Raw genomic sequence first — 24,926 nt, forward strand, 5'->3', positions numbered from 1 at the left:
CTATTTCACTTTATGTAATCATCATTGATTGCTTAATTTGGTCTTATAAACCACATTTCAGTTTCATAATCATGCGTGATACGTTGTGCAACTTCTGTCTTGTCAGCGCCGCCACCATACCAGTTTTGATCTAAACTTGTAAATTGCATCACGTTGCCGTCCGCATTACCGTTTAACACAATCGCTGTATGTCCGGCACCTGATCCGAAATCTTCATTAAATACAACAACGTCTCCAGGTTGTGCTACAAATGATGGTGTATTTTTGTACACTGTTGCTTCACCACTAAAATTATTAGCAGTTGGAATATCTTTTGCATAATCACCGTGTAAACCGTGACCATATAAATAATTCCAATAATAATTCACTAAATCAAAACATTGCCAACCGTAGTAGCCATCAAAATCCCAACCCTTGCCTTCCAATGAATAAACATAATTCATGGCAGCCGTTGAAGATTTCGCAACTTCTTTTTGGACCTTGCTCGATTTCTTATCATAATCTCTATGTTCAACCTCTACGTTCTGTATCTTAGGTGTCTTATCTTTAGATGTATCGCTACCGCCGCCATCTTTAGCGTCAGCATGCAAATTCAAATTCAATGCAGTCAAGCTCGTAAATGCAATAGCTAACAATAATTTGCTTTTAATCTTCATACATCCCCCTAATAAATATGTATTATATATATTCATAAATAATATATTAAAACATTTTATCATATATAAAGTATACTGGATAGGTTATAAAGATTAAGTATTGATTACAAAAAGACCACTAAAAGTATACAGTGGCCTTTACTATGAACATCATTTATCGAACTAACAAATCCATTTAAATAACTGAGAATTAAATCAGATCCTTTATTGCATATAACTTAAATATCGTCATTTACGCTTATTATTTTTTTCGTTACCACGTTTAAAGTTACCAGTAGCTTTTGCTAATAAAAGTTGAACTTCAAAATCATCATAATCTATATCTTCCATTCTACCAATTAATTGCTCTGCTTTATAATTTTTTAAAATAGTTACTGGCTTACCAAAATAAAAAATTCTTATCGTTTTCTTTTTAGTAATATTAAACGTAAATGGCTGCTCTACTAACTTATTACGATTATCAATATTCTTCATATTTATGCGCTCCTATATCAATCGTTTTTTTTATTTTAATTGAGATATAGGCATTATCTTTATTTTCTTAAAGCCTCTATATCCCAGAAGGACGTAAGATGATTAAATGGGCACCATTTGCAACGATGCCACAACAATATGAAACGATAAAAGGATTTATCGAAGACCAAAACAAAGTTGATAAACCTGTGTTTGATGAATTGGCGTTACGTGATTTGAACGATGTGTTAGCACAAAAATTATTTTATGATCCACCAGCAACAATTAAGTATTGGGAAGATGGTTATTACAAAACGATTGAATGTGAGATAAATAAGTTTGATAGTGAACGTAACAAGTTAGAGGTATTGGAGAATGGTGAGAAAGTTTTATTGAGTATGGTTTGTATTGTGGAGATAGAGTAGAAAATACATTAACACTTTATTAAAATACTTCCACAGACTGATGACCTAAATTTTTACTTATATTACTATTATATTTCAATTCAATTAAAAGGAGTAAATTATGAAAAAATTAATCATCTTAGTAATATCATCAATTTTTGCATTAGTAATTGGATATTTTGTAATACCATTTTTCTTCATTAATAAGGTAGAAACGTATTATGGTGTTATTTCCTCTGATAATAGAACTGTCGAGAATTTAATTAGTAAGGACGGCTCAATTGAAGATTATGAACTGCAACCTAAAGCAAATTATAAAAGTGGTGATTACGTCCGTGTGAAAACAACAGAAGTAAACCGAACAATTATTGAAGAAAAAGAAATTAGTAAAGATAAAATACCAAAATCTTTGAAAGCATATATTAAAAATTCATCGCAATAATAACTAGTAAAAAACATTTAAACAAAAAAAGGATGAATAAAATGAAAAATTTAAACATTGTATCTTTGGTTCTCTTTATTATAGGTGCTATAACAATTGTATCAAAAAGCTTTACTCCTGAATATATTGATTCTCAAGAGGTATTACATGAATGGTTCTTCTTATTACCTATAGGTTTTGGAATTATTTTTATTGCATTATGCACTTTTGTAGTAAGCCTAATAGTTATGATTATTACAAGTTTAAAAGTCAATGTATTAAAAAAATAAATAGTGCTTGGAATGAGTCCTTAATTTCATTAGGCAAATGTTTTGTCCGCTTAACCTCTTTATAGATATAATATTTTTATATTAAAGGAGTGATAGAATTGAAATACTATATAGTCAAATATGTTCATAAAGATTTAGTAGGTTGGAAAAACTTTCTTGAAGAACACATAGATTACTTAAATAGACAAGTAGAGAACGGGCATATAGTTGCATCTGGACCCATTGAAAATGATTTATCAAATCAAAATGAAGCATTTCTCATATTTAATATTCAAGATAAAGTTTCTTTACTTAAATTAATAGAGCAAGATCCATTTTGGAAAAAGGGACTTGTAGATGAATATTCAATAGACTTGTGGGAACCATGGTTTGGTGACCTAAATAATCTAAAAATAGAAAAATAGTAATAAAAAAACCACCCTGTAATATGGGTGGCTATATATTCTCAACCTCTTCCGCCTAATTAAATTATAGCATAAAAAAAGCCCACCTATTCATTTAGGTGGGTTTATACATTTAAAAATATGGATTGTATTGTGTATATAGTAAAAAGCACCCGTATAATCAACAGGTGCTTTTTACTATATATTTTTAATTTTTACCTTTGTATTTTGAATCCTTAGCATAAAGTCTGATTGGCATTAATATTGAGTAACCAAATAATAATCCGCCTATAGATGAAACTTGAAATGATAAATCAAATGTTTTAGTTAAACCTACATAACTTATAAAACATGCTATTAAAAATATAAAAATAAAGTTAAATATTATAATTCTTTTTGATAAATACAAAATTACACTTCCTTTTTTTGTAAAAATATGATAATAATAGGTTGTACCTTAATTATACATATAAAGGAGATTAATATCTATGAAATTCAAGAAATCACATAAAATTGCATTATCATTAGTACTTACAACAAGTATTATAACTCCTTATGCAAGTGAAGCGTTTGCTGAAGAAAATCAAGTAGATATTCAAAACACACAAGAAGCTTCTTCTTTACCAGGTTTTGAAAATACTGAATTCTTACCAATGGAAACATACACTCACGGCAATGAAGAGAATGGTTTAAGTTTATACGCAGCAAAAAAAGGTACTAAAACAATTAAGACTGGCAAATATGTTAAAAAGCAAGGTTATATGACTAATGCACAGTTAAGAAAGTATGTGAAGTACGTAGATAAGCAAAAAGGAAGAATGGGTTGGGCTTCTTTAGTTATTGGAGTGGGACCACTCTTTACTGGTGTACCTCAAGGTATTTTAATGCAATATTTAGGTAATAAAAACAACTTTGAAATTGTTAAGAAAAAAGCTTATGCTGGATATGGTATGGGCTGGGCTCATTTATCAGCAACTGGTAAAAAGAATAGTTTGTCAGTAATACCTAGAAGAGACTTTTCAAAAACTAAAATTGTTTATAAAAAATAATAACATAAAAAAGCCCACCAATTAAGGTGGGTTTAACGTTTTAAATATATGGACTATATTTTGGAGATAGAATTATAATAAAATACAATTTTTTATACATTTTCTTTAATCAAGTATATAATCAGTATGTATTTAATATGATAGGAGTGTTTTAAATTGAAATACAATATTTCTTTTCAAAAGCCTTTAGTTAAGGATTACATTGATATTATAGAAGCATGCGATTTAATTATTAAGGATGAGAAAGCTGTAAAAGTTGGTCTGCAAAATGCATTATTTAATATCACAATTTATGATCAATCAAAACTAATTGCAATGGGAAGAGTGGTTGGAGATGGTGCTACGGTATTTCACATAGTAGATATTGCTGTTCATCCAAACTATCAAAAGCAAGGACTTGGAAAATTAGTTATGGATCATATCATGTCATATATAGAAGAAAATAGTTTCAAGGGCACCTATGTCAACTTAATTTCTGAAACACCTGCAAATTTTTTATATGAAAAATATGGGTTTAAATATGTTGAAAAGAATACACCTGCAATGTATATCGAATACTAATATTTGTAATATAATTAATAATCCAGATTAATCTAGTCATTTTAGTGTATAATGAATTATCAAACTAAGGAGAATACATCATGAAAATTAGTAAACCACTTAAAGAAACAGGTTGGACTGAAGATGAGATTCATAAAAGATTAGATTCGATTATTGAAGAAGAAATTGTGGATGTTAATGAGATTGAAGATATTGACGAAATAATTGAAGAATAAAAAAGAGGTAGCCGTCGCAACAGTTAATTATTTAAGTATTATCATTTCTTTCTATATTTATAATAAAAAAACATAGGAAAATCCCTTTAAAATAAGCAAGTATTTTAGAGGGAAGTATTTTTTAATTTTCAGTTTTATTTTTAAGTAAATTATATAAATTTTCTTTGATATTAGCACTTTTATTATCACAATTTTCAAGATTTGGCTTTTTAATATTCTTTTCTGAATCATATTCTGCCTGAGTATATCCTATATATTTATATAGGTCTGGAAATAGTTCACTTTCAACGTATTGGTATTCTGATAGTTTACTCTTTATTTGATATCTAATTGAATCCAAAAGGATATCCTTGAAATATTCATCCAAAGATTCTATTTCCTGTTCTAATTTTCTTACAATCTTTTGTTTATCGAATAAATTCGACAAGTCATCTATATTAATATCATCTTTCTTCCCATTTTCGTTAATTTTTTTTGTTAATATTTGAAGATCATAATTGCTCTTTTCATGTAATTTTTTTGCTCTTTCAAGTTCTTGAAAATTAAAATTCAACTGTAATCTTACTAAAGGGATTTTAGTAGTTTGAGTTGGTAAATTCCTTAACGCAATTTTATCAAAATTAAAAAACGCACCTTTTTGAGCAATTAATCTTGAATTAGATTTTAACATCTTCACTCTACTAAATATATTATATTCTGTATGAAGACTTTGATTTATAGCGTAAAAATCAATAATTGCATTCCTGAATTTATCTTTACTTGTATCAGAAACCATAAATAAAAGAGCGATATAAGGATTTTCTGTAATATCTACCAAGCTAGTTTTCATACCATAATGCTGTAGATGTGCTAACTGTTGTTCTCTTTTACTAATTACTTTATTACTAGCTACCGGTTGATAATATTTAATTACATCGGGATACCTATACATTACATCTTGATATATTATACCATTTTGGACAAAAAGTGAATAGAATTTGTGTTGAATTTTTTCACATTTATTAAATTAGGTTCTATCAACTACACTAAAACCCCATCACATAAAGTGACAGGGCAAGTAATGGAGTTTTAATAAACCAGTCTTTTATAATATTACATTATGTTCTTTTTCATAAGCTTTCATTTTTTCATAGCTTTCTTCTCTTTTATCTAGAGTAACATGTAATTCATATGTTTTGTTCGTATGTACATCTATGGAGAGATAAGTCCTTACATCAATCCCTGCAAAAACTTTTCTATAGATATCAATGATTTCCTTGTCTGCATCTGTTACAGGCACGTTCAGTATCTCAGAATAAGGATAATAAGGCTCGCTATTAAAATAATCACTTACTAAGTCATGTAATACTCTATTGCAATAGCTTGATTGATTACTTTGAAATTCAATAAAACGTTCTTCTGGAGCAAATAATAAATCATATATCTTTTTGTGTTTTAAAGCCTGATACAATTCATTTAAGCAATGATTTGTATCATTACTTATGATTTCAACCCTTTCTTCGGCTTTTTCTTTTTTAGCACGAAAAAAAGTAGTATGTTTTCCATTCAAATGTACATTATTAAAATAGTTTTGAAACTCTTCTTTAAAATCGCCATATAAATCAGAACCGAAATTCACTTCATAATCATATAAATGAAAAAACATACAATACCAATCTATATAAAATTCAACATATTGTTTATCTTCCAAGTGTAAGTCCTCCTGTAGGGCTTGTTATATTCCCTGCACCAGCTGTCGTAACATATTGAACATTAGCTCGGAAGCCAAAGTAGTCTTTCTTGCCTGTATAACTTACAGGTATTGTAATACCCATTGATTTACCGCTACCTTTAATGTTATTTTTAGTCCACCTTTTACCTTTAGAAGTTACGCTAGCATTTGCACTTTTAAAATTTTTCCTAAATGATGTTAAATGTAAAACTACTTTACCTTTAGTACTAGAGACTTTTTTAGATGCTCCTACCATCGATACTACGTTTACTCCACCTTTCGCTCTTGTTGTGATTTCGTTACTAACAGTATTTTCTTTTTCTATATAATCTGTCTTATAAAATAAATCATTCTCATCAAAACCATTTTCAATAAAAAATTGCTGACTTTCTATAGGTAATTCATCTAAACTTAATTCTTCTTGCTCTGTAGCTTGAGCTTCATTATTTATTACACCGAAAATACTAAGTAATAAAATAAATGAAACACTAATCAAAATTAACTTTCTCAACATAATAATCATCTCTGTTTAAATTTGATAAGGTTTATAATTATGATTTATGTATATTAACCTTATTCTTTAATTATTATATACATAATATAGACAAAAAATCTACACAATTTACAAATATTTACTATAATGCAAAAATAACCCCACTCTACAAATAAGAATGGGGTTTGTGTGTATGAACTACCTAGCTGGTAAACTAAATAAAGTAAATATATAACACTACTTCTTACTTGTAATCTTCAAGTCAAACCATAATTTTGTTTCTTTTTCTAACTTCTCATCTTTGTGTGTAATAGGTCCTAATGCACAGTAAAAACGTCCGGCTTTCGGATTAGTTGGGTATTCAAACTCTGCCCACCAGTAACCATCTTTTTTAGTTACTGAGAAGAAGTTGATATATTGACCAGCCAAAATATTATTTGACGATGGTAATGCTGGTTCGTTTAAACCTGGTTTCTTCTTAGCTGCGATTGGAGATACACCTTTCTTAGCTGTCGCTTTACCAGACCATTTCCACGTTGTTTTTTTACCACCATTGTAATAATGTTTAAACGGTTGCCATATGCCTTCATATGGTGGAATTTCAGTATAAGGTTCATTAGGATAATCCCAATCACTTATAACTGTTCTAGGTGTGCCATCATACAAATATACGGTTTTTGCCATGGTTAATTCCCTCCTACTTCGTCTATTATCCAACTGAATTCGCCAACAATATAATGACCTAGTAGCCATTTAGCTTTATCTGTTTCATTAACATAAAACATCAAATCTCCTGTTACATCCACTAATACGACTGCTGGATTCATTGTGACAGGTGTTCTAGCATAAAAATGTTCTATTTTTGGTACCATATGCGAAGGAATTGAACCAAATGCAGTTTGAGTTACAAGATTGTTGACGTTCACTCTTAAATGCGCAATCTTTATGCCATTAACCATTCTAATTCGATATTGACATTGTAGAGCGTTAGGGTCATCTGTTTGACGTTTAGTGGCATCATTTTTAATTTCCCAATCTATCCAACCTGTATCGTTATTTAATGCTTCAAACTCTTCAGCATTTTGTACTCGTTTCCAGCCACTGAATACATTATTAGTATGAACAGTTGCTCTGTATTCGTTATTTCTATAATTCGCTATTAATCTTAACTGTTTACGTCCATTTTCAGACTCTGTTACATCTATTTCGGCAATATAAGAACCACCATTAGGGTCTTGTGGCGCATTAACACTAAAAGCATCAGAAGGGATGGTACATTCATATTTACCGCCTGGTAATTTCAGAACATCAGTATAAGTATTGCCTTCTTGTCCAATAGTACCCAACCATTTACGTTTGTTAGTATCAGGGTTTAATAACACCCAATCAGTCCAAGTTGGTGAGTTAACTCTTCGTTTCATAAATATTTTGTCTGAGTTATAAGCCTGATAAGTTAATAACGCATAGTTTGCACTTCTAAATACGACTGAAATGAAACCATTTGTATTTTCTCCCAATGGCGCATTAATACTATTTGTGACATATACATATTCAGTTTTGTTGAAATATCCATCTGGATTAGCTAAATCAGGTTGACTTATTGTTCTAGCAAAACCATCGTCACCAGTTAATTTAGTCTTCTGCCAAGTTGTTGTATCATACTTATTCAATTTCTCAACATCTGATTTTATTTGGTTAGCTTTACTTTCTAATTCAGACATTGTGTTATTTTTCAAATCTGTTATCTCAAACTTTGAACCACTTAATAAATTATTTAATTCATTAATAACTTCTGCATTTCTATCATTGATTGATTTCAGACCACTTGTTAGGGTACTATTCACTTCTTCAAGTAGTTGGTTCATATCTTCGTAACCACTTTGAATATCTTCAATAATTGCAATAACACGTTGTCGCCACTCTTCAAATGTTTTAATTTCATTGAGTTTATCAACTGCGGGAATGGTATTGATAATACTATCTTTAATTGTAAAACTAAATTCTACTTCTGTGACAATATCCTCTTTACCATGAACTGCAATATATAACTGACCGTTTACTTTGCCTGTTAATCCTAAGAATGCATTTGGAATTGTATACTTCATTCGTCCATTCATAGGGTCTATTGGTTCAACATTATCAACGATATAATTTTCGCCATTTTTTAATATTAAAAATACATCTACGTTTTCTGAACTCACTAATAAAGGACTACCGTTTCTAGTTACGTCAAACACTAGATCAGCAGTCCCTACATCAGTATTATAAAATTGTATGTTTGTATCTAATCTATTTTGAATATGCGCTGTTGTTTCTAGCTTTATTCGACCTTCTTTGTTATACATTTAATCCCTCCTTATGATTCAAACCATTGTGACCATGCGCCTTGAGCGTATGTTCTTCTTTTGATTTTAAAGTTGTTGCTTCTGCCGAAAGGAATCGCCATTTGGAATGCAGTACTCGCATCATCAAAATCGGCTCTACTTACATTTAAATGTAAGACCATTGCACTTGAAACTTTTGGGTATGGTGAACCTTTTGCTGTATTTGGTACATGATAAAAGCCACCATAATTGACTGAATTAATATCAGTAACTGATTCTGGCGCACTAAACATACGAGCCAATGCTCTATTATTAAATTGCAATTCATCTTCTTGAATTCTAAATATCGTACGAGATACATCATAATCCCAAAAACGCCAACCTTCTGGTCCTTGATAAATTTTCTTACGAGGATTACCTTCATCATCAAATGCTAACAACCCTGTATATCCATCATATCCAGTAGTACCGAATTCTTTACCACTAATACGTCGAAGACTGTATAACATACCTCTAACTTCTTGTACCATATCCCTCACTTCACCGATATCTTGGTAAGCATTTTGTAAATCTTGGTCACGTAACTGTACGCCTTCTTTTCCAACATATAAGAAATCTAGCACTTTACGTTCAGTTGTTTTGTTTTCGTCCATTGAACGATTAAGTTTATGCGAACGTACAACTGATGCTGTACTTCCACCACCGTCCATATTGTAGGCAAATTGAATATCGTAGTGATCTAGTAATGTTTCAGCCACTTCTTTAAGTGTCATACCCTTTTCAACCATGGTATGTGTATTGTTTTCACGACCATCGCAACTAAAGAAAATTAAATCTTTATTAGGTAATTGCGCGATAACTTGTCTAGGATGACTTACAATGGTATTTGGACTATAGTCACCATCTTTCACAATGATTTTGCCATCTGAAATAATGGGACCAAATCCACTGACTGTATTGTTATAGCCTTTAATTCTTATCTCACTAGCTTGTATGTCTGGAGGGAATGAAGTCAATGTATTATCGTCACCAATCGCAAGTGTCCATCTATCATTTAATGCTGGATACTCATCACCCTTAACACTATCTAATATTTGCCCTTCAAATAATTGTTGACCGTGCATTTTCAATTGACTACCACTACCAGTACTAGCATTACTTACAAAAGTAGCCTTCGTTTTACGCGCAAAGTCTGAAGGTGTCATATGTGCAGGTTTATTAGGATTATTACCATATAAACCACGTTTTAACTTAATGATATTACCTTGACTGTCTAAATGTGGAATATGCGTAATATAATAGGTTGTATCAAATTTGCGTCCTCTAAAATGAGATACCTCATTATAATAAGCACCCGTATTCATTTGTGTTTCTAACGTATCAGCTGTTTGTTTAGCAGTACTTGCAATGTCATCTATTCGTCCGAAGTCTTCATTGAGTCTATCTTGTGCAAGTTCATGTAAGTTCCCTTGTGTATCAACACGCATATCTTTTACTTCAGCAGTCGCGTTACCATTGGCACCGATTATTTGGTTTTTTACTCTATTGTTTAATTTCTTAATTTCTTTTTCAACCGTAGAATTTCCATGTTTAATATCACTAGATTTTTTAGATTGTCGGTATTCTTTAACCATGTTATATAATACTTCTCTGTCTTTTTGAGACATTCTCGCATTATCAATCACATTCCCTCGGAATCGATCATTGATTTCTCTAGGGAAGTTGTCATTATATCGTTTCATTTAAACCCTCCTTTATTCTGTCCATTCAAATTGTGCATATATCCAGTTACTGTTGCTACTTCCAGATTGATTTGAGCTATCGATATAGACATTCAAAGCACCATTCCCTCGGATTTCAACCATGATAGGTTGTCTACCACTACCTGATCTAGAATAAAAAACTTGCGTATATTTCATAAATCCAGTAGGTAACTGTGCAATCTGTTCACCGTTTGTAAAATTACGTATATTAACACGTATCATTTTTCTTGTGATTCTCTTTTCGCCACGTTCACCATATTGATGTACGATTTCTCGAATTCCACAACTAAATCCGTCAGTAGCATATAAGCCATTTTTAGGGGGACCTACTTGATACTCAATCCACCCTGAATCTCTAATAGATGTCGCTAAATCGTAAATACTATTTTGTAGGTCTAATTGCCATTGATAGTATTCTTCAAAACCATCTAAACCATCAACATGTGCTCTTGTATAGAATTGTTCCCCACTTTGATCACGCGCCATTTTGATTTCTACATCTCTACTCATCAACCGTCACCACCCCAGTTGAAACCCAACTAGTGCCATTACCTACATTGTTAGCAGTGCCACTACCATACTTGAGTGCACTTTTGACATTACGCACATTACGATTAATGAGTTGTTGTATCTGCACAATATCTTTACGTGAGTTACTAAATTCTATTTCAACAGGTACATTCATAATTGGATGTGATTCTGTTAACTTCACGACTTTTAAGTCCGTGTCATATTATAGAGGTTTTTGTTTAAGGTGTACTTTATGATTCTCTTGAATTTGTTCAATGCCAGAAAGGTTAATTGTTACAAATGAGTTATGGACCGCTGAACTGATAGTACATTATTTTAAAGTAACATATTTAGAAGCATATAAAAGACTAGAAATGTTAATAAACAGAAGTAAATCGCATCGATTAGTTGGTATTAAATCGATTTGATGTTTTAAGGAGGTATAGAAAATGTGGTATGAGGAAAGGATTTTAAAAAACGGTAAAACAACTTATAAATTTTACGAAAGATATAAAGATCCGCTAACTAATAAAAGTAAAAAAGTAAGTATTAGTATGAATACATGTACAAAAAAGGCTAAAAATGAAGCTGTGTTATTGCTAGGTAAAAAAATAAATTCTATTATTTCAAATAGTAATACACAACAATTAAGTACTTTAACTTTTTTCGAAGTCTGTGATGAATATTTTAAACACTACAAAGCGACTTCAGGTAATAAATACAATACATTTTTGAGTAAAGAAAGCGAACTCAAAGTATTAAAAAAATTATTTAATAGTGATGTGCTAGTTCAAAAGTTAAATTTATCATATACTCAAAAACAATTTGATAAAATTCTAGAATTAAACATTGCTCATGAATATAGCTATAAGATATTATCCTTATTTAAAAACATAATGCGTTACGTTAATAAATTTTATAACCTAGAAAACATATCTTTCATTGATAACATTACTCTACCACGAAAAAGTTTATCTATAGAACAAATTAGAAATAAACAATCATTTTTCTTGGAAAATTCAGAAGTTAAATTGATAATTAATAAAATACTAGAAGATTACCAGGCACTTAATAGATTAGATAGTAAAAGAATTCGTTTTGTAACTGCTTATATTATTGAATTTATGTATTTAAATGGCATGAGGGTTGGAGAACTATTAGCTATTAAAAATGAAAACATAGACTTTGATAAAAAGAAATTAATGATAGAAGGAACTATTAACTGGAAAAAGTCCAATGGTGGATATGGTGTTAAAGATACAACTAAAAATGAATATAGTACTCGTAAAATTAATATAAATATTAGAAGTTGCCAAATATTAAAAACACTTATCCATGAAAATAAAAAATTACAACTTTATAATAAATCATATATTAATCGAGGTTTTATTTTCACTACAAGTAAAGGAAACCCTATCTTTATTTCTCAAATAAATAAAATATTAGAAGAAGCTGTAGATAAAATTGATTCAATCAATAAAAAAGTGACTACTCATATATTCAGACACTCACATATAACTCTTTTAGCTGAAATGGGTATTCCTTTAAAAGTTACTATGGATAGAGTTGGTCATAATGATCATGATACTACTTTAAAAATATACTCACATGTATCTGAGAAAATGTCTAAAGAGTTAGTAAATAAGTTAGAAAATATTAATATTGTATAGATTTTGCCCCCTTTTTGCCCCCTTTTCATAAAAAACCATAATAAAAAGCCCGTAACCATTGGTATACGGGCTTTTGTAATATGAATTATTTTTCTAATGATTCAATATATTTTACAGCGTCACCAACTGTGTTGATTTTTTCTGCTTCCTCATCAGGGATTTCCATATCAAATTCATCTTCTAATTCCATTACTAATTCAGCGATATCTAAAGAATCAGCACCTAAATCATCTTTAAATGAAGCTTCAGGCGTTACTTTTTCAGCGTCTACACCTAGACGATCTACAATAATGTCTTTAACTTTGTCGAAACTTGCCATTCCATTCACCTCCTTTAAATGATTTAAATCTTATATAATAAGAAATTCAATTTCTCTTACTATCCTATTCTACTATAAAAGTAGCTTTTATTGCATATACATTCCGCCATTAACGTGAATTGTTTGGCCAGTAATATAGCTTGCTTTATCACTTGCAAGAAATGCTACTGTATGTGCAATATCACTATCTTCTCCAAATCGTGCAAGTGGAATTTGTGACTTCATTTGTTCTTTTAATTCATCAGATAATTGATCTGTCATATCCGATACGATAAATCCTGGTGCAACTGCATTACAAGTAATGCCTCTAGATGCTAATTCTCTAGCAAATGTTCTTGTCATACCTTCAACACCTGATTTAGTTGCTACATAGTTCACTTGTCCTGCGTTTCCTAGTGAACCTACAACACTTGATAAGTTAATGATGCGACCAGATTTTTGTTTTAACATAGGTCTAGTTACTGCTTGAACACAGTTAAATACACCTTTTAAGTTTGTATTGATCACGTCATCCCATTCGTCTTGTTTCATACGCATCAATAAATTATCTCTTGTAATACCTGCATTATTGACTAATACATCAATAGTACCAAATTGAGATGTTGTTTCTTTAATCATAGCTTTAACTTCATCTTGCTCACTTACGTTTGCTTGAAATGCAAATGATTCTACACCAAATGATTTAATTTCAGAAACGACTTCTTCTGCTTTTTCTTTATTTCCTGCATAGTTCACAACTACATTGTAACCTTCTTTACCAAGTTCTAATGCAATTTTACGACCAATACCTCTAGAAGCACCTGTAACGATAGCTGTTTTTGTCATTATTCATTCCATCCTTTAATATCATCAATTGTTTGAATTGATGTTATTTTAACATCACGACTAATTTTTTTAACTAACCCAGATAATACTTTGTTAGGACCGACTTCGATAAAGTGATCTACACCCTGATCAATTAAATACTCAACAGATTGACTGAATTCAACTGGTGAGAATAATTGTTTAACCATGTTCGCTTTAATAACTTCATGATCTGTTTCAGGTTTAGCATATACATTTTGTACAATTGGGTGTTCAGCATCTTTCCACTCAAATTGATTAATGTAGTTTTCAAAATCATCTGCTATAGTTTTCATCATTGAAGAATGAAATGGACCTGAAACTTTTAATGGCATAACACGTTTAGCACCAAGTGTTTTACCTTCAGCTGCAAGTTTATCAATGAGTTCTGTATGACCAGATACAACGATTTGACCTGGACAATTGATGTTTGCTGGTTCAATAAGTTTGTCCTCTGTTGATAATTGTTCACAGATTTCTCTCACTTTTTCAATGTCTAAACCTAATACCGCAGCCATAGAACCTACACCTTGTGGAAAAGCTTCAGACATTAATGTACCACGTTTATGTACGATTTGAACGGCATCTTCAAACTTTAATACACCTTCTGATACTAATGCTGAATATTCACCTAAACTATGTCCTAATGCGTAGTCATAATTTAAATCTTTTAAAGCATTCATTAAAGCTGAACTATGCGTTAACAATGCTGGTTGTGTATATTCAGTTAATCCAAGAATTTCTTCTGGATCTTTAAACATAATTTCAAGTAAATCAAATGATAAAGATTCATTTGCTCTTTCTAGAATTGATGTTGCATTAATTTCTTCTTGATATAAATCTTCTGCCATTCCTACTTTTTGTGACCCTTGACCAGGGAACATGATTGCAACTTTACTCATTTATTTCACCTACTGCTTTCTTCATTTTATCTACTATTTTAGTATCTGCAGCTAGCTTAGCTTGTTTAATTGCATTATAGAATGCACGTTGATCTGATGATCCGTGTGCCTTAACAACAACACCATTTAATCCTAATAGGACTGAACCACCGTATTCTGCATAGTCCATTTTATTGCTAATCTTTTTAATATCTTTTTTCAAAGTAAGTGCAGCAAGTTTGTTTTTAGTTGAAGCAGTCATCGCTTCTTTTAACATTTTAAATATACCTGTCGCTGTTCCTTCGATTGTTTTTAACACCATGTTACCGTTATAACCATCTGATACAACGACATCACATGCATCTAACAATAAAGATTTTGCTTCAACATTTCCAATAAAGTTATCAAATTGTTCTTCTTTAAGTAATTGATAAGTCTTTTTCGTTAAAGCATTACCTTTTGATTCTTCAGTACCAATATTCAAAAGTGCTAATGAAGGTTTTTCAATACTTCTAATTTGTTTGGCATAAATTTCACCCATTTTAGCATATTGCACAAGGTGTTCAGGTTTAGCATCTGAGTTTGCACCAATATCTAAAAATACAAATCCTTTACCTGTCACTGTCGGGAAAGTCGCAACTAATGCGGGTCTTTCAATACCTTTTATTCTGCCGACAATAAATAAACCACTACTCATTAGCGCACCAGTATTACCAGCTGATACACATGCTTCAGCTTTACCTTCTTTAACAGCATTTGCCATTAAAACCATTGAAGCATTTTTCTTTTTCTTAATTGATCTAACAGGTTCGTCATCCATTGTTATCTTTTCATCAGTATGATAAACAGTGATACGTTCATGTTTGTAATCAAATTGTTTTTCATCACCATATAACAAAATCTCTAAATCTGGAAAATCATTAACTGCTTGTTTAACCGCTTCTATTACGATACCTGGCGCGTCATCTCCGCCCATCATATCTATCGCAATCTTAACCATTATTTTCACCCTCGCTCGAATAATACATTTCAAATTGTCCTTGGAAAACAGTTTCTCCATGAACAGTGCTTGTGACATCTACTTTAGCTATATGTTTCGATTTATGAATCACAGTAGCTTTAGCAATGACTCTTTCATTTAGTTTTACTGATTTTTTGAATTGAACATTACTTTTAGTTGTTAATGCTAATTCATCATTAATCAATGCTACACATAATGAGTTAGCTTGGGCAAATAAATAGTGTCCTCTAGCAATACCGTTACGTGTAAAAACATGTTCTTCCTTAATATCTATAATAGATATTGCTGATTTATCTAGTTCAATATCTATAATTTCCCCAATGACATCTTCAATGGGTAATGATTTAATTTCATCATGATTTTGTGTTGCTACATCTTTGATGCGGCGTCTTAATTCTGGAATACCTAGCTCCATTCTATCCAGTCTAATAGTTTGGATGCTTACTTTAAAATATTCACTTAAAGTTTCGTCAGTTATGAAAGGTTCAGCTTTCAAACGATTTGTTAATTCCCTCTGGCGATCTGCTTTTGATAATTTCATTTCATCCAAATCCATTCTATTATGTACTTATAGCTAAAATTAGCACCTGCTATCATGACCTACCTTACTTATACTAACACGGGTATAACAATATACTCAACAAATTATACAATAAAAAAGAACGAAATTTACAAATTCGGTCATAAGACTTACATAATAAGATGTAAAGACTAGGTGGAATGAGTGAAATTGGGGAGGTCGGGATTGTTTAGGTATTGGGGGTGATTAGACCTTGGATTCGAGGGGATTGGATTGGATAAACTCATGGCTTAATGCAAGACTTATGCCATGACTTGGCTTTATTTAGTAGTTAAGCTATGACTTGGTCCATCTCTTGGCTTTATTAAGAAGTTGAGCTACGACTTGGACGATTTTTTATGTAATCAAAAATGTTCATTTCTAAATAATCATTTAATTTTTGATAAGATGTGAGTTTATTACTTCTTTAACTCACATCTTTTAGAATATCTCAAATTCTCCTTTCGCTCCCCACGAATCCATCCAACTATATCTCGAATCCTCCACACCAAAATCTTGAATCCTCCCTCCGACCTCTCATATCCAATTCATCCAACTCATTTCTTCCAACAAAAAAAGAGCAAAATTTCAAATTTTGCTCTTCCCCCTCAAAGTTATGCTGCATTTTCTTCTACTGCTGTAAATATCATGCGCTCTTCGAACAATAATGTATCTGGATTATAATTATCACATGTTATTAACGTTAATTGATTCGGTTTACCTTTATGTTCATCTAATACTTCCACTTGATTTGGTTTAACATTTTTAATGTTTTTAATTTTATATGTTTTTTTACCTTTTAATGTGATGAGTTCTACTTTATCGCCAACTTTTGCGCGATCGAGATAGTTAAATCTTATTCCTGCGCCTTCTACACGATGTCCTGCTATTGCGACATTCTGCTCACTTAACTGTTCATTCTCATCTACTAATGACAAACCATTTTTTAAATTTTGTTCTGTTGCTGGCCCTTTAAATATTGGCTCTGATATATCTGCTGCTGGTACTTTTAAATAACCAACCATATGTTCATTTACTTTTAAGTTATCTGTTTCTGTTTTAGTAATCCATGATTCTATTGGATTTATTTTAACGCTGTCATCATGATTTACATACGACTCGATGACCTTATCATTAACACGGTCTGTAAAATAAGTTCTAATATCATTCCAGAAGAAAATAGATATTGCCGTCATGATTAATAAGATACCTATAATTTTATATAACCATCTCATGTTTCTAACCTACTCTCAAAATATGGTAATTCAAATTTATACAATACGTGTACCAATGTCAATCAAAATTTTGTTCTGACATAGATTCTTGTACTAATAATCTCAATTTATCATATTCAGGTTTGAAAAATTCACCTGATTGAACTAATTCACTCGCTTCATCTCTTGCGACTTCTAACATTCTATAATCCTCTACGATATTTGCAACTCTGAAATCAGGCAAACCACTTTGTTTAACGCCAAAGAAGTCACCAGGTCCTCTCATTTCCAAATCTCGTTCCGATAAATAAAAGCCGTCTGTGGATTCAGTCATAATGTGCATACGTTCTACACCACTCTCAGTTTTGGGTGATGCTACTAAAGTACAGTAACTTTGATGATGACTTCTACCAACACGACCTCTTAATTGATGTAACGTAGATAAACCAAAGCGGTCGGCATCATAAATAATCATAAATGTTGCATTAGGTACGTTCACTCCAACTTCAACTACAGTGGTAGAAACTAATATCGCGATTTCATTATTACTAAATTTATTCATGATTTCATCTTTTTCATCTGCATTCATTTTACCATGTACAAGTCCAACTTTATCAGCACCGAAACGTAACTGTAATTGCTCATAGATTGCGACCACATTTTGAACATCTAACGCTTCACTTTCTTCTATTAATGGACAAATGACATATGCTTGTCGACCTTTTAATATTTCTCCATTTAGCTGATTTAATACATGATCAATTTCTTCATGTTTTGCCCATGACGTCAAAATTTCTTTTCTACCTTTAGGCATTTGTTTAATCGATGTTACATCCATTTCACCGAATGCAGAGATAGACAATGTTCTCGGTATTGGTGTTGCTGTCATAAACAAGACATTTGTATCTGCACCTTTTTCACGCAACTTCTTACGCTGATTTACACCAAATCGATGTTGTTCATCAATGATAACTAATCCAATGTCATTAAATGCCACGTCATCTTGTATAAGTGCATGCGTACCTACAATGACGTCAACTTCTCCTGCTTCTAACTGTTCAAGTAATAATTTTCTTTTTTTACCTTTAACTGAACTTGTTAATAAAGCGACATTCAATTGTCCACCAAATAACTCATCTAAGCTGATCGCATGTTGTTCAGCTAATATAGCTGTCGGAACCATAAGCGCACTTTGCTTACCAGCATTAAACATTGCATAAATCGCAATGGCTGCAACAACCGTTTTACCCGAACCTACATCACCTTGTAATAATCGATGCATTTTAATAGGTGCTTTTAAATCTCTAAAAATTTCATTCACACTGTTTTTCTGAGCATATGTTAATTCAAATGGTAATGTTTCGATAAAAGATTTTACCGCATTGACATCATAATTTAAACCTTCTATTTTATTAGACTCTTTTTCTAATTTGCTTAACCATTTCATCTTTAACTGAAATAAGAATAATTCATTAAATGAAAATGTTCGTCGTGCTAATTTAAGGTGATTAAATTGAAGTGGTTTATGTAAAATTGGAATGACATCTTTTAATGGCATTAATTTGTACTTATCCATTAAACTTGGTGATAACCATTCATCAATTTCAACAAGTTGCAATGCTTGTTCAATGTATTTATTAAGTTGTTTTTGTTTTAAGCCTTCTTTTAATCGATATATAGGTGTTAACGTATTTCCACCGTCTTCTTTTTCAGCCATTACTTTTTGACCAGCAATAATTTGTTTCTTTTGATCCCATTTACCTTTGATTGTAACTAATTCACCCATTACGAGCCTTTTTTTCAAATAAGGTTGATTAAAGAAAGTGACTTTAACGGCAATTTGATCAATTAGCATGTGACACGTTAATTTAGATTTATTCCTACCAAAAAATGCAACAGTCGGACTAGAATACACTTCTCCAGTAACAGTGACAACATCACCATCAGTAGCTTCATTTAAATTAATGACAGATTCATCTTCGTAACGTGTTGGTAAATACAACACTAAATCTTCTAATGTATAGATATTTAATTCATTTAATAACTGTAAACTTTTTGGTCCAACACCTTTAAGTTCTTGCAAAGTTCGCTCTGTATATATCAGATGTTGCTTATTCATTTTTATCACCTATATTTATTAATACTCTAATTATAGAACAAATATATGATATAAACCAATCGAATTCACCAAAATGAGATTTATACAAAAATATAAAGGCCAGGACAATAAATTATGTCCCAGCCTTTATGTTGATGTTTTCGTTAATTTCCAAATATCTCTTGTTTTAATCTTTCACCTGTTGGCGTACCTGCTAGACCACCACGACCTGTTTCACGTAGTGCTGAAGGCATTGTTTGGCCAATTTTATACATAGCTTCTATTACTTCATCAGTAGGAATTCTTGATTTCACACCTGCTAAAGCCATATCAGCTGAAATAATTGCATTTGAAGCACCTGCAGCGTTTCTCTTAACACAAGGTACTTCTACTAAACCTGCAACTGGATCACAAACAAGTCCTAACATATTTTTTAAGCTAATTGCAAATGCTTCTGCAGATTGTTGAGGTGTACCGCCAGCCATTTCTACTGTTGCAGCAGCACTCATCGCAGCTGCTGAACCTACTTCAGCTTGGCAACCACCAGCCGCACCTGATATAGATGCGTTATTCGCAACAACAAATCCAAATGCACCTGTTGTAAATAAGAAATGTAACATATCTTCTCTAGTTGGGTTTAGTCTTTTTTTCAGCGCAAATAACACACCTGGTGCAACCCCTGCGGAACCGGCAGTTGGTGTTGCACATATTTTACCCATTGCTGCATTCACTTCGTTCGTCGCAACAGCTTTACTGACTGCATCAATCATTAAATCACCTGAAAGTGATTGACCACTTTCTAAATAATCTTGTAAAAGTACAGCATCCATTCCAGTTAAACCAGTTGTTGAAGTTACACCATTGATACCACGTTCAATGGCTTTTTCCATTGTATCTAAATTACGTTCCATATTTTGATAAACTTCTTCTTTAGAGAGTTTAGACACGCGCATTTCTTGTTCAATCATGACTTCATATATTTTTTTATTTTCTCTTTCACAAATTTCAATAAGTTCTTTTACACTTTGAAACATGATAACCCTCCTTTTATGATTCCCCCATTAATGTGACTGTTTGTACACCATCAATTTCTTTAATTTTATTTAAGACTTCTTGTGGAATATCATCATCTAATTCACACGTCATTAATGCAAGTTCACCTTTCTCTTTACGGGCCACTTGCATACTACCAACATTAATACGATAATCACCAAAGACATTGGTCACTTTCCCGATCGTGCCAAAAGTATCCTTATGAAAAACAAGTAACGCAGGATAATTCCCACTAATGGCAATTTGAAATCCATTTATCGCAACGATTTCAACTTTACCGCCACCAATTGAAATACCTTCTACTGAGATTTCCATTTCTTTATTTCTCATGTTGATAATTGCAGTGTTTGGATGTGATCGCTCTTCAAACATTTCGATAAAGTTTACATCAATCTGTTGTTGCTCAGCATCTTGAAGACTTGTTTTGATTCGATCATCATCTGTATCATAGCCTAAAATACCACCGACTAACGCAACATCTGTACCATGTCCTTTATAAGTTTCCATGAAAGACCCATATAAATATATATCAATATGTTCTGGTTTACCATCAAATAAACCTCTAGCTATTAATCCAATTCTTACTGCACCAGCAGTATGTGATGAAGATGGCCCGACCATTACTGGACCAATAATGTCAAAGACACTTCTATATTTCATCAATAATCACTCGTTTCTCTTTTAATTTCACCATACCATTATAACAACTTTCGTTCGTTTTGTAAGCGTTTTACAACACAAAAGACAACAACGCTTTTGTTTAACATTGTTGTCTTTTATCTTGAGATTATTCTACTGAGAATAAGAATGAGTAAATTGGTTGGTCACCTTGATGTACTTCTACTTCAACTTCATCATAGTTTTCTTCAACATATGATACTAATTGATCGACTTCTTCATCAGTAGCGTCTTCACCTTTAATAATAGTTAAAATTTCACTGTCTTCATCAATCATTTCATCGATAAGCTTTTTACTAGCTGTTATGTGGTCAGCATCACTTACTTTAATGCTGCTTTCATGGATACCCATGAACTCACCTTTTTTAATTGTAATACCATCTATATTTGTATCTCTAACAGCATACGTTACGGAACCTGATTTAACAAAACGCATTGCGTCTTCCATTTGCGCTTTATTCTCTTCGATTGATTGCTCTAAGTTAAGATTTAACATTGCTGACAGACCTTGAGATACTGTTTTTGATGCTACAACAGCTACAGGTATATCAACTAAATGTTCAACTTGTTCAGCTGCCATAATAATATTTTTATTATTTGGTAAGATGATTGCATTTTTACAACCTGATTGTTTTACAACTTTTACGATATCTTCTGTTGAAGGATTCATTGTTTGACCACCACTGATGACATGTGTTGCACCAAGTGATTTAAATAATGTCGTGATTCCTTCACCCATTGAAATTGTAATAACTGCTGTGTCAATTGTTTCTTGTTCTTGTTGCTGTTCTTGTTTTATTTTTTTATCTGCGCTTTTACGAAGTACTTCTCTATGTTGTTCACGCATGTTTTCGATTTTAATTTTAATCAGTTCACCATATTGGCTTCCGTATGATAATACTTCGCCTGGTGTTTCAGAATGAACATGTACTTTTGCAATTTCATCGTCAGAGATTACAAGTAATGAATCACCGAATTGACTCATATCTTCTCTAAATTGTTCTTCATCGAATGCTTTTTTATCTTTTCCAAAGCGAACCATAATTTCTGTACAGTAGCCGTAGACGATATCTTCAGTATTCATAACGCCACCGAAATCGTGGTCATCATTGATAAATTCATCTGTATCTACTTTTTCTTTAGCTGGTTGAATTTTTTCGCCTTTTAATGTTGCTAAGAAGCCTTCATAAACAAACATTAAACCTTGTCCACCACTATCCACTACACCTACTTCTTTAAGTACTGGTAGTTGGTTTGGTGTGTTTTCTAATGCTTTTTGACCTTCTTCAATTACAGCTTCCATAACTGTAATAACATCTTCTGTTGATTCAGCAGCTTTAACCGCCGCTTCTCCAGCTACTCTCGCAACTGTTAAAATCGTTCCTTCAACTGGTTTCATAACAGCTTTATATGCTGTATTTACACCTGATTGGAATGCTTTAGCGAATTGTTGAGCATCAATTTCTTGTTCATTCTCAATCGATTTTGAGAATCCTCTAAATAATTGAGATAAGATAACACCTGAGTTACCTCTTGCTCCCATTAACAATCCTTTAGAAAATATTTTACCAACCTCACCGATATGTGCATTACTATGAGATTTAACCTCTGCTGCACCTGATGACATTGATAAATTCATATTTGTTCCTGTATCACCGTCTGGTACAGGAAACACATTTAAAGAATCTACAAAATCTGCATTGTTTGATAAACTATCTGATCCTTGAACGATCATATCAGCAAACAATTTGCCGTCAATCTTATTCATACTGTATTTGCCTCCCTATGCTTCCTCATCATCATTAATAACTCTAACACCTTGGATATATATGTTGACTGCGTTGACTTTTAAATTTAATGATTGTTCTAAAGTATATTTAACAGCAGATTGGACATTGTTTGCTATTTCTGAGATTTTCGTACCATAACTCACAATTATATACATATCTACATCAAGAACACCTTCGTTTTGAGATACAATAACACCTTTGGCATAATTATCACGCCCAAGAATTTCTGCAATGCCATCTCTAACTTGATGTTTACTTGCCATACCAACGATACCATAACATTCTACAGCAGCTCCGCCAGCAAGTGTTGCAATAACGTCATTTGAAATATCGATACTTCCATACTCATTTGTAATTTCTAAAGTCATGATTACGTCCCTCCTACACATTTAAATTTTTTCGTTTTATTAACTACTTTTATATGTTCTGTTTAATTATACTTAATATCACATTCACATCGCAAGAATTCATCATTTTAATCACGTTTTTTATACAACGTTTTCACAAGATATTATTATAACAAATAAATTGAACTTTAAAATACTTTTTGCGAAATTTGTTATTATTTTTTCGCTAATTTACAAAAAATCCGTTGAATAAATTATAAGTGCGTGTTATATTATTAAAGTGTGTAAACGTAAATAAATATGTATTTATATTTCATTAAAGGAGGATATTTATGGCTAAAGAATGTTTCGTAACAGGTCGTAAAGCTAGAACTGGTAACCACCGTTCTCACGCATTAAATGCTAACAAACGTCGTTGGAACGCTAATTTACAAAAAGTTAGAATCTTAGTTGACGGTAAACCTAAACGTGTATGGGTTTCAGCTCGTGCGCTTAAATCAGGTAAAGTTACACGCGTTTAATGAATATAAGTCACATATAATAAAGAGAACCTTTGTGTGGAAGGTTCTCTTTTTTTATTTATCTTTACTTTGTACCATCAATATATTGCCAAGTTCAACTGTCACTAATGGATGTTCACGCCCCTCTTTAAACTCATTACTAATCGTTAACGTTGAGCCTTGCGCCAAAGTTGTAAATGGTAAATCATATTTAAATTCTTCTAATTTTATTCTAATATTCGTACTTAACGGAATAAAGGACACATATTTCATACCTTCTACTTGTGAAATTCGATGATTTCCTGCTTTTAATACTGTAATTTCATTTTGCTTATCTAAGAGCGTGATTTGAATATTATCTTCCAGAAATTCTGGTTTCGTTAATATTTGAACAGCACCCATAAAATGATCTAATCTGCCACCTGTCGCACCATATATTCTAATTTCTTCGTATCCGAGTTCAACTGCTAAGTTAACCGCTAATGCAAGATCGGTATCATCCTTTTCTTTCTTAACCGGATCAATATCGATATGTTCAATGATTTGTTGATACTCTTCATCTGATACCGAATCAAAGTCTCCTATTGCAGCAACAGGCTTAATATCATGTTTAATTAATTCAATTGTTCCTCTATCTACACCTATCCAATCAATGTGTTTTTCATCTTGAAGTATATGTTCATTGATATGACGCATACTACATAATAGATTTACTTTCAC

At 31.8% G+C, this 24,926-nt stretch carries 33 protein-coding genes; 10 read left to right on the top strand and 23 right to left on the bottom strand.

Translation table 11 applies throughout. From position 1 onward, the window contains the following. Positions 1 to 32: 32 nt before the first annotated feature. Together MHH94_RS08610 and MHH94_RS08615 are read right to left on the bottom strand one after the other, a co-directional pair. Entirely contained in the window at positions 33 to 656 is a 624-nt protein-coding gene (locus MHH94_RS08610; RefSeq protein WP_025905299.1) for a CHAP domain-containing protein, read from the bottom strand. A gap of 228 nt (positions 657 to 884) precedes the next feature. Next, positions 885 to 1,130: a hypothetical protein gene (locus tag MHH94_RS08615; RefSeq protein WP_340840650.1), complete on the bottom strand. Its 246-nt coding sequence runs from the start codon at positions 1,128 to 1,130 to the stop codon at positions 885 to 887. Between the two features lie 98 nt (positions 1,131 to 1,228). Here MHH94_RS08615 and MHH94_RS08620 point away from each other — a divergent pair, with 98 nt between their 5' ends. The 4 genes from MHH94_RS08620 (at position 1,229) to MHH94_RS08635 (ending at position 2,628) form a co-directional block, all read left to right on the top strand. Beyond that, positions 1,229 to 1,534 carry a YolD-like family protein gene (locus tag MHH94_RS08620; RefSeq protein WP_119650224.1) on the top strand — a complete coding sequence of 102 codons (306 nt, stop codon included), beginning with the start codon at positions 1,229 to 1,231 and terminating at the stop codon, positions 1,532 to 1,534. Positions 1,535 to 1,634: 100 nt separating this feature from the next. After that, positions 1,635 to 1,955 carry a hypothetical protein gene (locus tag MHH94_RS08625; RefSeq protein ID WP_340840652.1) on the top strand — a complete coding sequence of 107 codons (321 nt, stop codon included), beginning with the start codon at positions 1,635 to 1,637 and terminating at the stop codon, positions 1,953 to 1,955. A 41-nt stretch (positions 1,956 to 1,996) separates the two neighbouring features. Beyond that, positions 1,997 to 2,224: a DUF3955 domain-containing protein gene (locus MHH94_RS08630; RefSeq protein WP_182683146.1), complete on the top strand. Its 228-nt coding sequence runs from the start codon at positions 1,997 to 1,999 to the stop codon at positions 2,222 to 2,224. Positions 2,225 to 2,322: 98 nt separating this feature from the next. Continuing rightward, the gene (locus tag MHH94_RS08635; protein WP_182683147.1) at positions 2,323 to 2,628 is read left to right on the top strand and encodes a YciI family protein; all 306 of its coding nucleotides are present in this window, start codon (positions 2,323 to 2,325) and stop codon (positions 2,626 to 2,628) included. A gap of 187 nt (positions 2,629 to 2,815) precedes the next feature. Here the strand turns inward: MHH94_RS08635 and MHH94_RS08640 are convergent, their stop codons facing one another. Continuing rightward, positions 2,816 to 3,016, bottom strand: a complete 201-nt coding sequence (locus MHH94_RS08640; protein ID WP_119650228.1) for a hypothetical protein — start codon at positions 3,014 to 3,016, stop codon at positions 2,816 to 2,818. Positions 3,017 to 3,095: 79 nt separating this feature from the next. On the opposite strand from MHH94_RS08640, the gene MHH94_RS08645 reads away from it, so the two are divergent. The 3 genes from MHH94_RS08645 (at position 3,096) to MHH94_RS08655 (ending at position 4,432) form a co-directional block, all read left to right on the top strand. Further along, positions 3,096 to 3,656, top strand: a complete 561-nt coding sequence (locus MHH94_RS08645; RefSeq protein WP_119650229.1) for a hypothetical protein — start codon at positions 3,096 to 3,098, stop codon at positions 3,654 to 3,656. 156 nt (positions 3,657 to 3,812) lie between these two features. Further along, on the top strand, positions 3,813 to 4,217 hold the full coding sequence (locus MHH94_RS08650) for a GNAT family N-acetyltransferase (RefSeq protein ID WP_340840657.1): 405 nt from the start codon (positions 3,813 to 3,815) through the stop codon (positions 4,215 to 4,217). Positions 4,218 to 4,297: 80 nt separating this feature from the next. Next, positions 4,298 to 4,432 (top strand): hypothetical protein, encoded by a 135-nt coding sequence (locus MHH94_RS08655; protein ID WP_259342258.1) that lies wholly within the window; start codon positions 4,298 to 4,300, stop codon positions 4,430 to 4,432. Positions 4,433 to 4,553: 121 nt separating this feature from the next. On the opposite strand, the gene MHH94_RS08660 is transcribed toward MHH94_RS08655, so the two are convergent. The 8 genes from MHH94_RS08660 to MHH94_RS08695 form a co-directional block, all read right to left on the bottom strand. After that, positions 4,554 to 5,363 (bottom strand): FRG domain-containing protein, encoded by an 810-nt coding sequence (locus tag MHH94_RS08660; RefSeq protein ID WP_340840661.1) that lies wholly within the window; start codon positions 5,361 to 5,363, stop codon positions 4,554 to 4,556. A 153-nt stretch (positions 5,364 to 5,516) separates the two neighbouring features. Then, positions 5,517 to 6,122 (bottom strand): hypothetical protein, encoded by a 606-nt coding sequence (locus MHH94_RS08665; protein ID WP_119650511.1) that lies wholly within the window; start codon positions 6,120 to 6,122, stop codon positions 5,517 to 5,519. After that, positions 6,112 to 6,657: a hypothetical protein gene (locus MHH94_RS08670; protein WP_142924503.1), complete on the bottom strand. Its 546-nt coding sequence runs from the start codon at positions 6,655 to 6,657 to the stop codon at positions 6,112 to 6,114. Before MHH94_RS08670 ends, MHH94_RS08665 begins: the two co-directional genes overlap by 11 nt. Positions 6,658 to 6,873: 216 nt before the next feature. Further along, a complete protein-coding gene (locus MHH94_RS08675) occupies positions 6,874 to 7,320 on the bottom strand; it encodes a hypothetical protein (RefSeq protein WP_340840665.1) in 447 nt (148 codons plus the stop codon). Positions 7,321 to 7,322: 2 nt separating this feature from the next. Beyond that, a complete protein-coding gene (locus MHH94_RS08680; RefSeq protein ID WP_340840667.1) occupies positions 7,323 to 8,981 on the bottom strand; it encodes a BppU family phage baseplate upper protein in 1,659 nt (552 codons plus the stop codon). 11 nt (positions 8,982 to 8,992) lie between these two features. Continuing rightward, positions 8,993 to 10,702, bottom strand: a complete 1,710-nt coding sequence (locus MHH94_RS08685; protein ID WP_340840669.1) for a phosphodiester glycosidase family protein — start codon at positions 10,700 to 10,702, stop codon at positions 8,993 to 8,995. Between the two features lie 12 nt (positions 10,703 to 10,714). Beyond that, entirely contained in the window at positions 10,715 to 11,233 is a 519-nt protein-coding gene (locus MHH94_RS08690; protein WP_084756749.1) for a hypothetical protein, read from the bottom strand. After that, positions 11,226 to 11,435, bottom strand: a complete 210-nt coding sequence (locus MHH94_RS08695; RefSeq protein ID WP_340840674.1) for a hypothetical protein — start codon at positions 11,433 to 11,435, stop codon at positions 11,226 to 11,228. The genes MHH94_RS08690 and MHH94_RS08695 overlap by 8 nt, the downstream gene beginning before the upstream one ends. A 73-nt stretch (positions 11,436 to 11,508) precedes the next feature. On the opposite strand from MHH94_RS08695, the gene MHH94_RS08700 reads away from it, so the two are divergent. Both MHH94_RS08700 and MHH94_RS08705 read left to right on the top strand, forming a co-directional pair. Further along, positions 11,509 to 11,661, top strand: a complete 153-nt coding sequence (locus MHH94_RS08700) for a hypothetical protein (RefSeq protein ID WP_158259723.1) — start codon at positions 11,509 to 11,511, stop codon at positions 11,659 to 11,661. A 21-nt stretch (positions 11,662 to 11,682) separates the two neighbouring features. Beyond that, the gene (locus tag MHH94_RS08705) at positions 11,683 to 12,903 is read left to right on the top strand and encodes a tyrosine-type recombinase/integrase (RefSeq protein ID WP_340840677.1); all 1,221 of its coding nucleotides are present in this window, start codon (positions 11,683 to 11,685) and stop codon (positions 12,901 to 12,903) included. A gap of 85 nt (positions 12,904 to 12,988) precedes the next feature. Here MHH94_RS08705 and MHH94_RS08710 read toward each other — a convergent pair whose 3' ends face one another. The 11 genes from MHH94_RS08710 to MHH94_RS08760 form a co-directional block, all read right to left on the bottom strand. Then, on the bottom strand, positions 12,989 to 13,222 hold the full coding sequence (locus tag MHH94_RS08710) for an acyl carrier protein (protein WP_017000113.1): 234 nt from the start codon (positions 13,220 to 13,222) through the stop codon (positions 12,989 to 12,991). An 87-nt stretch (positions 13,223 to 13,309) separates the two neighbouring features. Further along, positions 13,310 to 14,047 carry a 3-oxoacyl-[acyl-carrier-protein] reductase gene (gene fabG, locus MHH94_RS08715; protein ID WP_048542526.1) on the bottom strand — a complete coding sequence of 246 codons (738 nt, stop codon included), beginning with the start codon at positions 14,045 to 14,047 and terminating at the stop codon, positions 13,310 to 13,312. Next, positions 14,047 to 14,967: an ACP S-malonyltransferase gene (gene fabD, locus MHH94_RS08720; RefSeq protein WP_058591370.1), complete on the bottom strand. Its 921-nt coding sequence runs from the start codon at positions 14,965 to 14,967 to the stop codon at positions 14,047 to 14,049. The genes fabG and fabD overlap by 1 nt, the downstream gene beginning before the upstream one ends. After that, positions 14,960 to 15,946 (bottom strand): phosphate acyltransferase PlsX, encoded by a 987-nt coding sequence (gene plsX / locus MHH94_RS08725; protein WP_078355695.1) that lies wholly within the window; start codon positions 15,944 to 15,946, stop codon positions 14,960 to 14,962. The genes fabD and plsX overlap by 8 nt, the downstream gene beginning before the upstream one ends. Beyond that, complete coding sequence (gene fapR, locus MHH94_RS08730; RefSeq protein ID WP_025905295.1) at positions 15,939 to 16,508, bottom strand: transcription factor FapR; 570 nt, start codon at positions 16,506 to 16,508, stop codon at positions 15,939 to 15,941. Before fapR ends, plsX begins: the two co-directional genes overlap by 8 nt. Positions 16,509 to 17,140: 632 nt before the next feature. Next, a complete protein-coding gene (locus MHH94_RS08735; protein WP_048542520.1) occupies positions 17,141 to 17,761 on the bottom strand; it encodes a class A sortase in 621 nt (206 codons plus the stop codon). Between the two features lie 58 nt (positions 17,762 to 17,819). Next, positions 17,820 to 19,859, bottom strand: coding sequence for an ATP-dependent DNA helicase RecG (recG, locus tag MHH94_RS08740; protein WP_340840690.1), 2,040 nt, complete (start codon positions 19,857 to 19,859; stop codon positions 17,820 to 17,822). 143 nt (positions 19,860 to 20,002) lie between these two features. Then, on the bottom strand, positions 20,003 to 20,872 hold the full coding sequence (gene sdaAA, locus MHH94_RS08745) for an L-serine ammonia-lyase, iron-sulfur-dependent, subunit alpha (RefSeq protein WP_058591368.1): 870 nt from the start codon (positions 20,870 to 20,872) through the stop codon (positions 20,003 to 20,005). 13 nt (positions 20,873 to 20,885) lie between these two features. After that, the gene (gene sdaAB, locus MHH94_RS08750) at positions 20,886 to 21,551 is read right to left on the bottom strand and encodes an L-serine ammonia-lyase, iron-sulfur-dependent subunit beta (RefSeq protein ID WP_025904553.1); all 666 of its coding nucleotides are present in this window, start codon (positions 21,549 to 21,551) and stop codon (positions 20,886 to 20,888) included. Between the two features lie 127 nt (positions 21,552 to 21,678). After that, positions 21,679 to 23,337, bottom strand: coding sequence for a fatty acid kinase catalytic subunit FakA (gene fakA / locus MHH94_RS08755; RefSeq protein ID WP_058591367.1), 1,659 nt, complete (start codon positions 23,335 to 23,337; stop codon positions 21,679 to 21,681). Between the two features lie 15 nt (positions 23,338 to 23,352). Further along, a complete protein-coding gene (locus MHH94_RS08760) occupies positions 23,353 to 23,727 on the bottom strand; it encodes an Asp23/Gls24 family envelope stress response protein (protein ID WP_016911554.1) in 375 nt (124 codons plus the stop codon). Positions 23,728 to 24,038: 311 nt separating this feature from the next. Here MHH94_RS08760 and rpmB point away from each other — a divergent pair, with 311 nt between their 5' ends. Further along, positions 24,039 to 24,227: a 50S ribosomal protein L28 gene (gene rpmB / locus MHH94_RS08765; protein WP_017000124.1), complete on the top strand. Its 189-nt coding sequence runs from the start codon at positions 24,039 to 24,041 to the stop codon at positions 24,225 to 24,227. 54 nt (positions 24,228 to 24,281) lie between these two features. Here the strand turns inward: rpmB and MHH94_RS08770 are convergent, their stop codons facing one another. Next, positions 24,282 to 24,926, bottom strand: a complete 645-nt coding sequence (locus tag MHH94_RS08770) for a thiamine diphosphokinase (protein WP_340840701.1) — start codon at positions 24,924 to 24,926, stop codon at positions 24,282 to 24,284.

The organism is Mammaliicoccus sp. FSL K6-3158, assembly GCF_038005105.1.
GTDB lineage: Bacteria > Bacillota > Bacilli > Staphylococcales > Staphylococcaceae > Mammaliicoccus > Mammaliicoccus sciuri.

Excerpts from the sequence above, each read along its gene's own strand:
- fabG (WP_048542526.1), bottom strand. The coding sequence starts at position 14,047 with ATGACAAAAACAGCTATCGTTACAGGTGCTTCTAGAGGTATTGGTCGT.
- MHH94_RS08700 (WP_158259723.1), top strand. The coding sequence starts at position 11,509 with ATGCCAGAAAGGTTAATTGTTACAAATGAGTTATGGACCGCTGAACTG.
- MHH94_RS08710 (WP_017000113.1), bottom strand. The coding sequence starts at position 13,222 with ATGGCAAGTTTCGACAAAGTTAAAGACATTATTGTAGATCGTCTAGGT.
- MHH94_RS08645 (WP_119650229.1), top strand. The coding sequence starts at position 3,096 with ATGAAATTCAAGAAATCACATAAAATTGCATTATCATTAGTACTTACA.
- rpmB (WP_017000124.1), top strand. The coding sequence starts at position 24,039 with ATGGCTAAAGAATGTTTCGTAACAGGTCGTAAAGCTAGAACTGGTAAC.
- fapR (WP_025905295.1), bottom strand. The coding sequence starts at position 16,508 with ATGAAATTATCAAAAGCAGATCGCCAGAGGGAATTAACAAATCGTTTG.
- plsX (WP_078355695.1), bottom strand. The coding sequence starts at position 15,946 with ATGGTTAAGATTGCGATAGATATGATGGGCGGAGATGACGCGCCAGGT.
- MHH94_RS08670 (WP_142924503.1), bottom strand. The coding sequence starts at position 6,657 with ATGTTGAGAAAGTTAATTTTGATTAGTGTTTCATTTATTTTATTACTT.
- MHH94_RS08630 (WP_182683146.1), top strand. The coding sequence starts at position 1,997 with ATGAAAAATTTAAACATTGTATCTTTGGTTCTCTTTATTATAGGTGCT.
- recG (WP_340840690.1), bottom strand. The coding sequence starts at position 19,859 with ATGAATAAGCAACATCTGATATATACAGAGCGAACTTTGCAAGAACTT.
- MHH94_RS08685 (WP_340840669.1), bottom strand. The coding sequence starts at position 10,702 with ATGAAACGATATAATGACAACTTCCCTAGAGAAATCAATGATCGATTC.
- MHH94_RS08675 (WP_340840665.1), bottom strand. The coding sequence starts at position 7,320 with ATGGCAAAAACCGTATATTTGTATGATGGCACACCTAGAACAGTTATA.
- fabD (WP_058591370.1), bottom strand. The coding sequence starts at position 14,967 with ATGAGTAAAGTTGCAATCATGTTCCCTGGTCAAGGGTCACAAAAAGTA.
- MHH94_RS08660 (WP_340840661.1), bottom strand. The coding sequence starts at position 5,363 with ATGTATAGGTATCCCGATGTAATTAAATATTATCAACCGGTAGCTAGT.
- MHH94_RS08735 (WP_048542520.1), bottom strand. The coding sequence starts at position 17,761 with ATGAGATGGTTATATAAAATTATAGGTATCTTATTAATCATGACGGCA.
- MHH94_RS08690 (WP_084756749.1), bottom strand. The coding sequence starts at position 11,233 with ATGAGTAGAGATGTAGAAATCAAAATGGCGCGTGATCAAAGTGGGGAA.
- MHH94_RS08760 (WP_016911554.1), bottom strand. The coding sequence starts at position 23,727 with ATGACTTTAGAAATTACAAATGAGTATGGAAGTATCGATATTTCAAAT.
- MHH94_RS08620 (WP_119650224.1), top strand. The coding sequence starts at position 1,229 with ATGATTAAATGGGCACCATTTGCAACGATGCCACAACAATATGAAACG.
- MHH94_RS08615 (WP_340840650.1), bottom strand. The coding sequence starts at position 1,130 with ATGAAGAATATTGATAATCGTAATAAGTTAGTAGAGCAGCCATTTACG.
- MHH94_RS08610 (WP_025905299.1), bottom strand. The coding sequence starts at position 656 with ATGAAGATTAAAAGCAAATTATTGTTAGCTATTGCATTTACGAGCTTG.
- MHH94_RS08625 (WP_340840652.1), top strand. The coding sequence starts at position 1,635 with ATGAAAAAATTAATCATCTTAGTAATATCATCAATTTTTGCATTAGTA.
- MHH94_RS08655 (WP_259342258.1), top strand. The coding sequence starts at position 4,298 with ATGAAAATTAGTAAACCACTTAAAGAAACAGGTTGGACTGAAGATGAG.
- sdaAB (WP_025904553.1), bottom strand. The coding sequence starts at position 21,551 with ATGAAATATAGAAGTGTCTTTGACATTATTGGTCCAGTAATGGTCGGG.
- sdaAA (WP_058591368.1), bottom strand. The coding sequence starts at position 20,872 with ATGTTTCAAAGTGTAAAAGAACTTATTGAAATTTGTGAAAGAGAAAAT.
- MHH94_RS08705 (WP_340840677.1), top strand. The coding sequence starts at position 11,683 with ATGTGGTATGAGGAAAGGATTTTAAAAAACGGTAAAACAACTTATAAA.
- fakA (WP_058591367.1), bottom strand. The coding sequence starts at position 23,337 with ATGAATAAGATTGACGGCAAATTGTTTGCTGATATGATCGTTCAAGGA.
- MHH94_RS08680 (WP_340840667.1), bottom strand. The coding sequence starts at position 8,981 with ATGTATAACAAAGAAGGTCGAATAAAGCTAGAAACAACAGCGCATATT.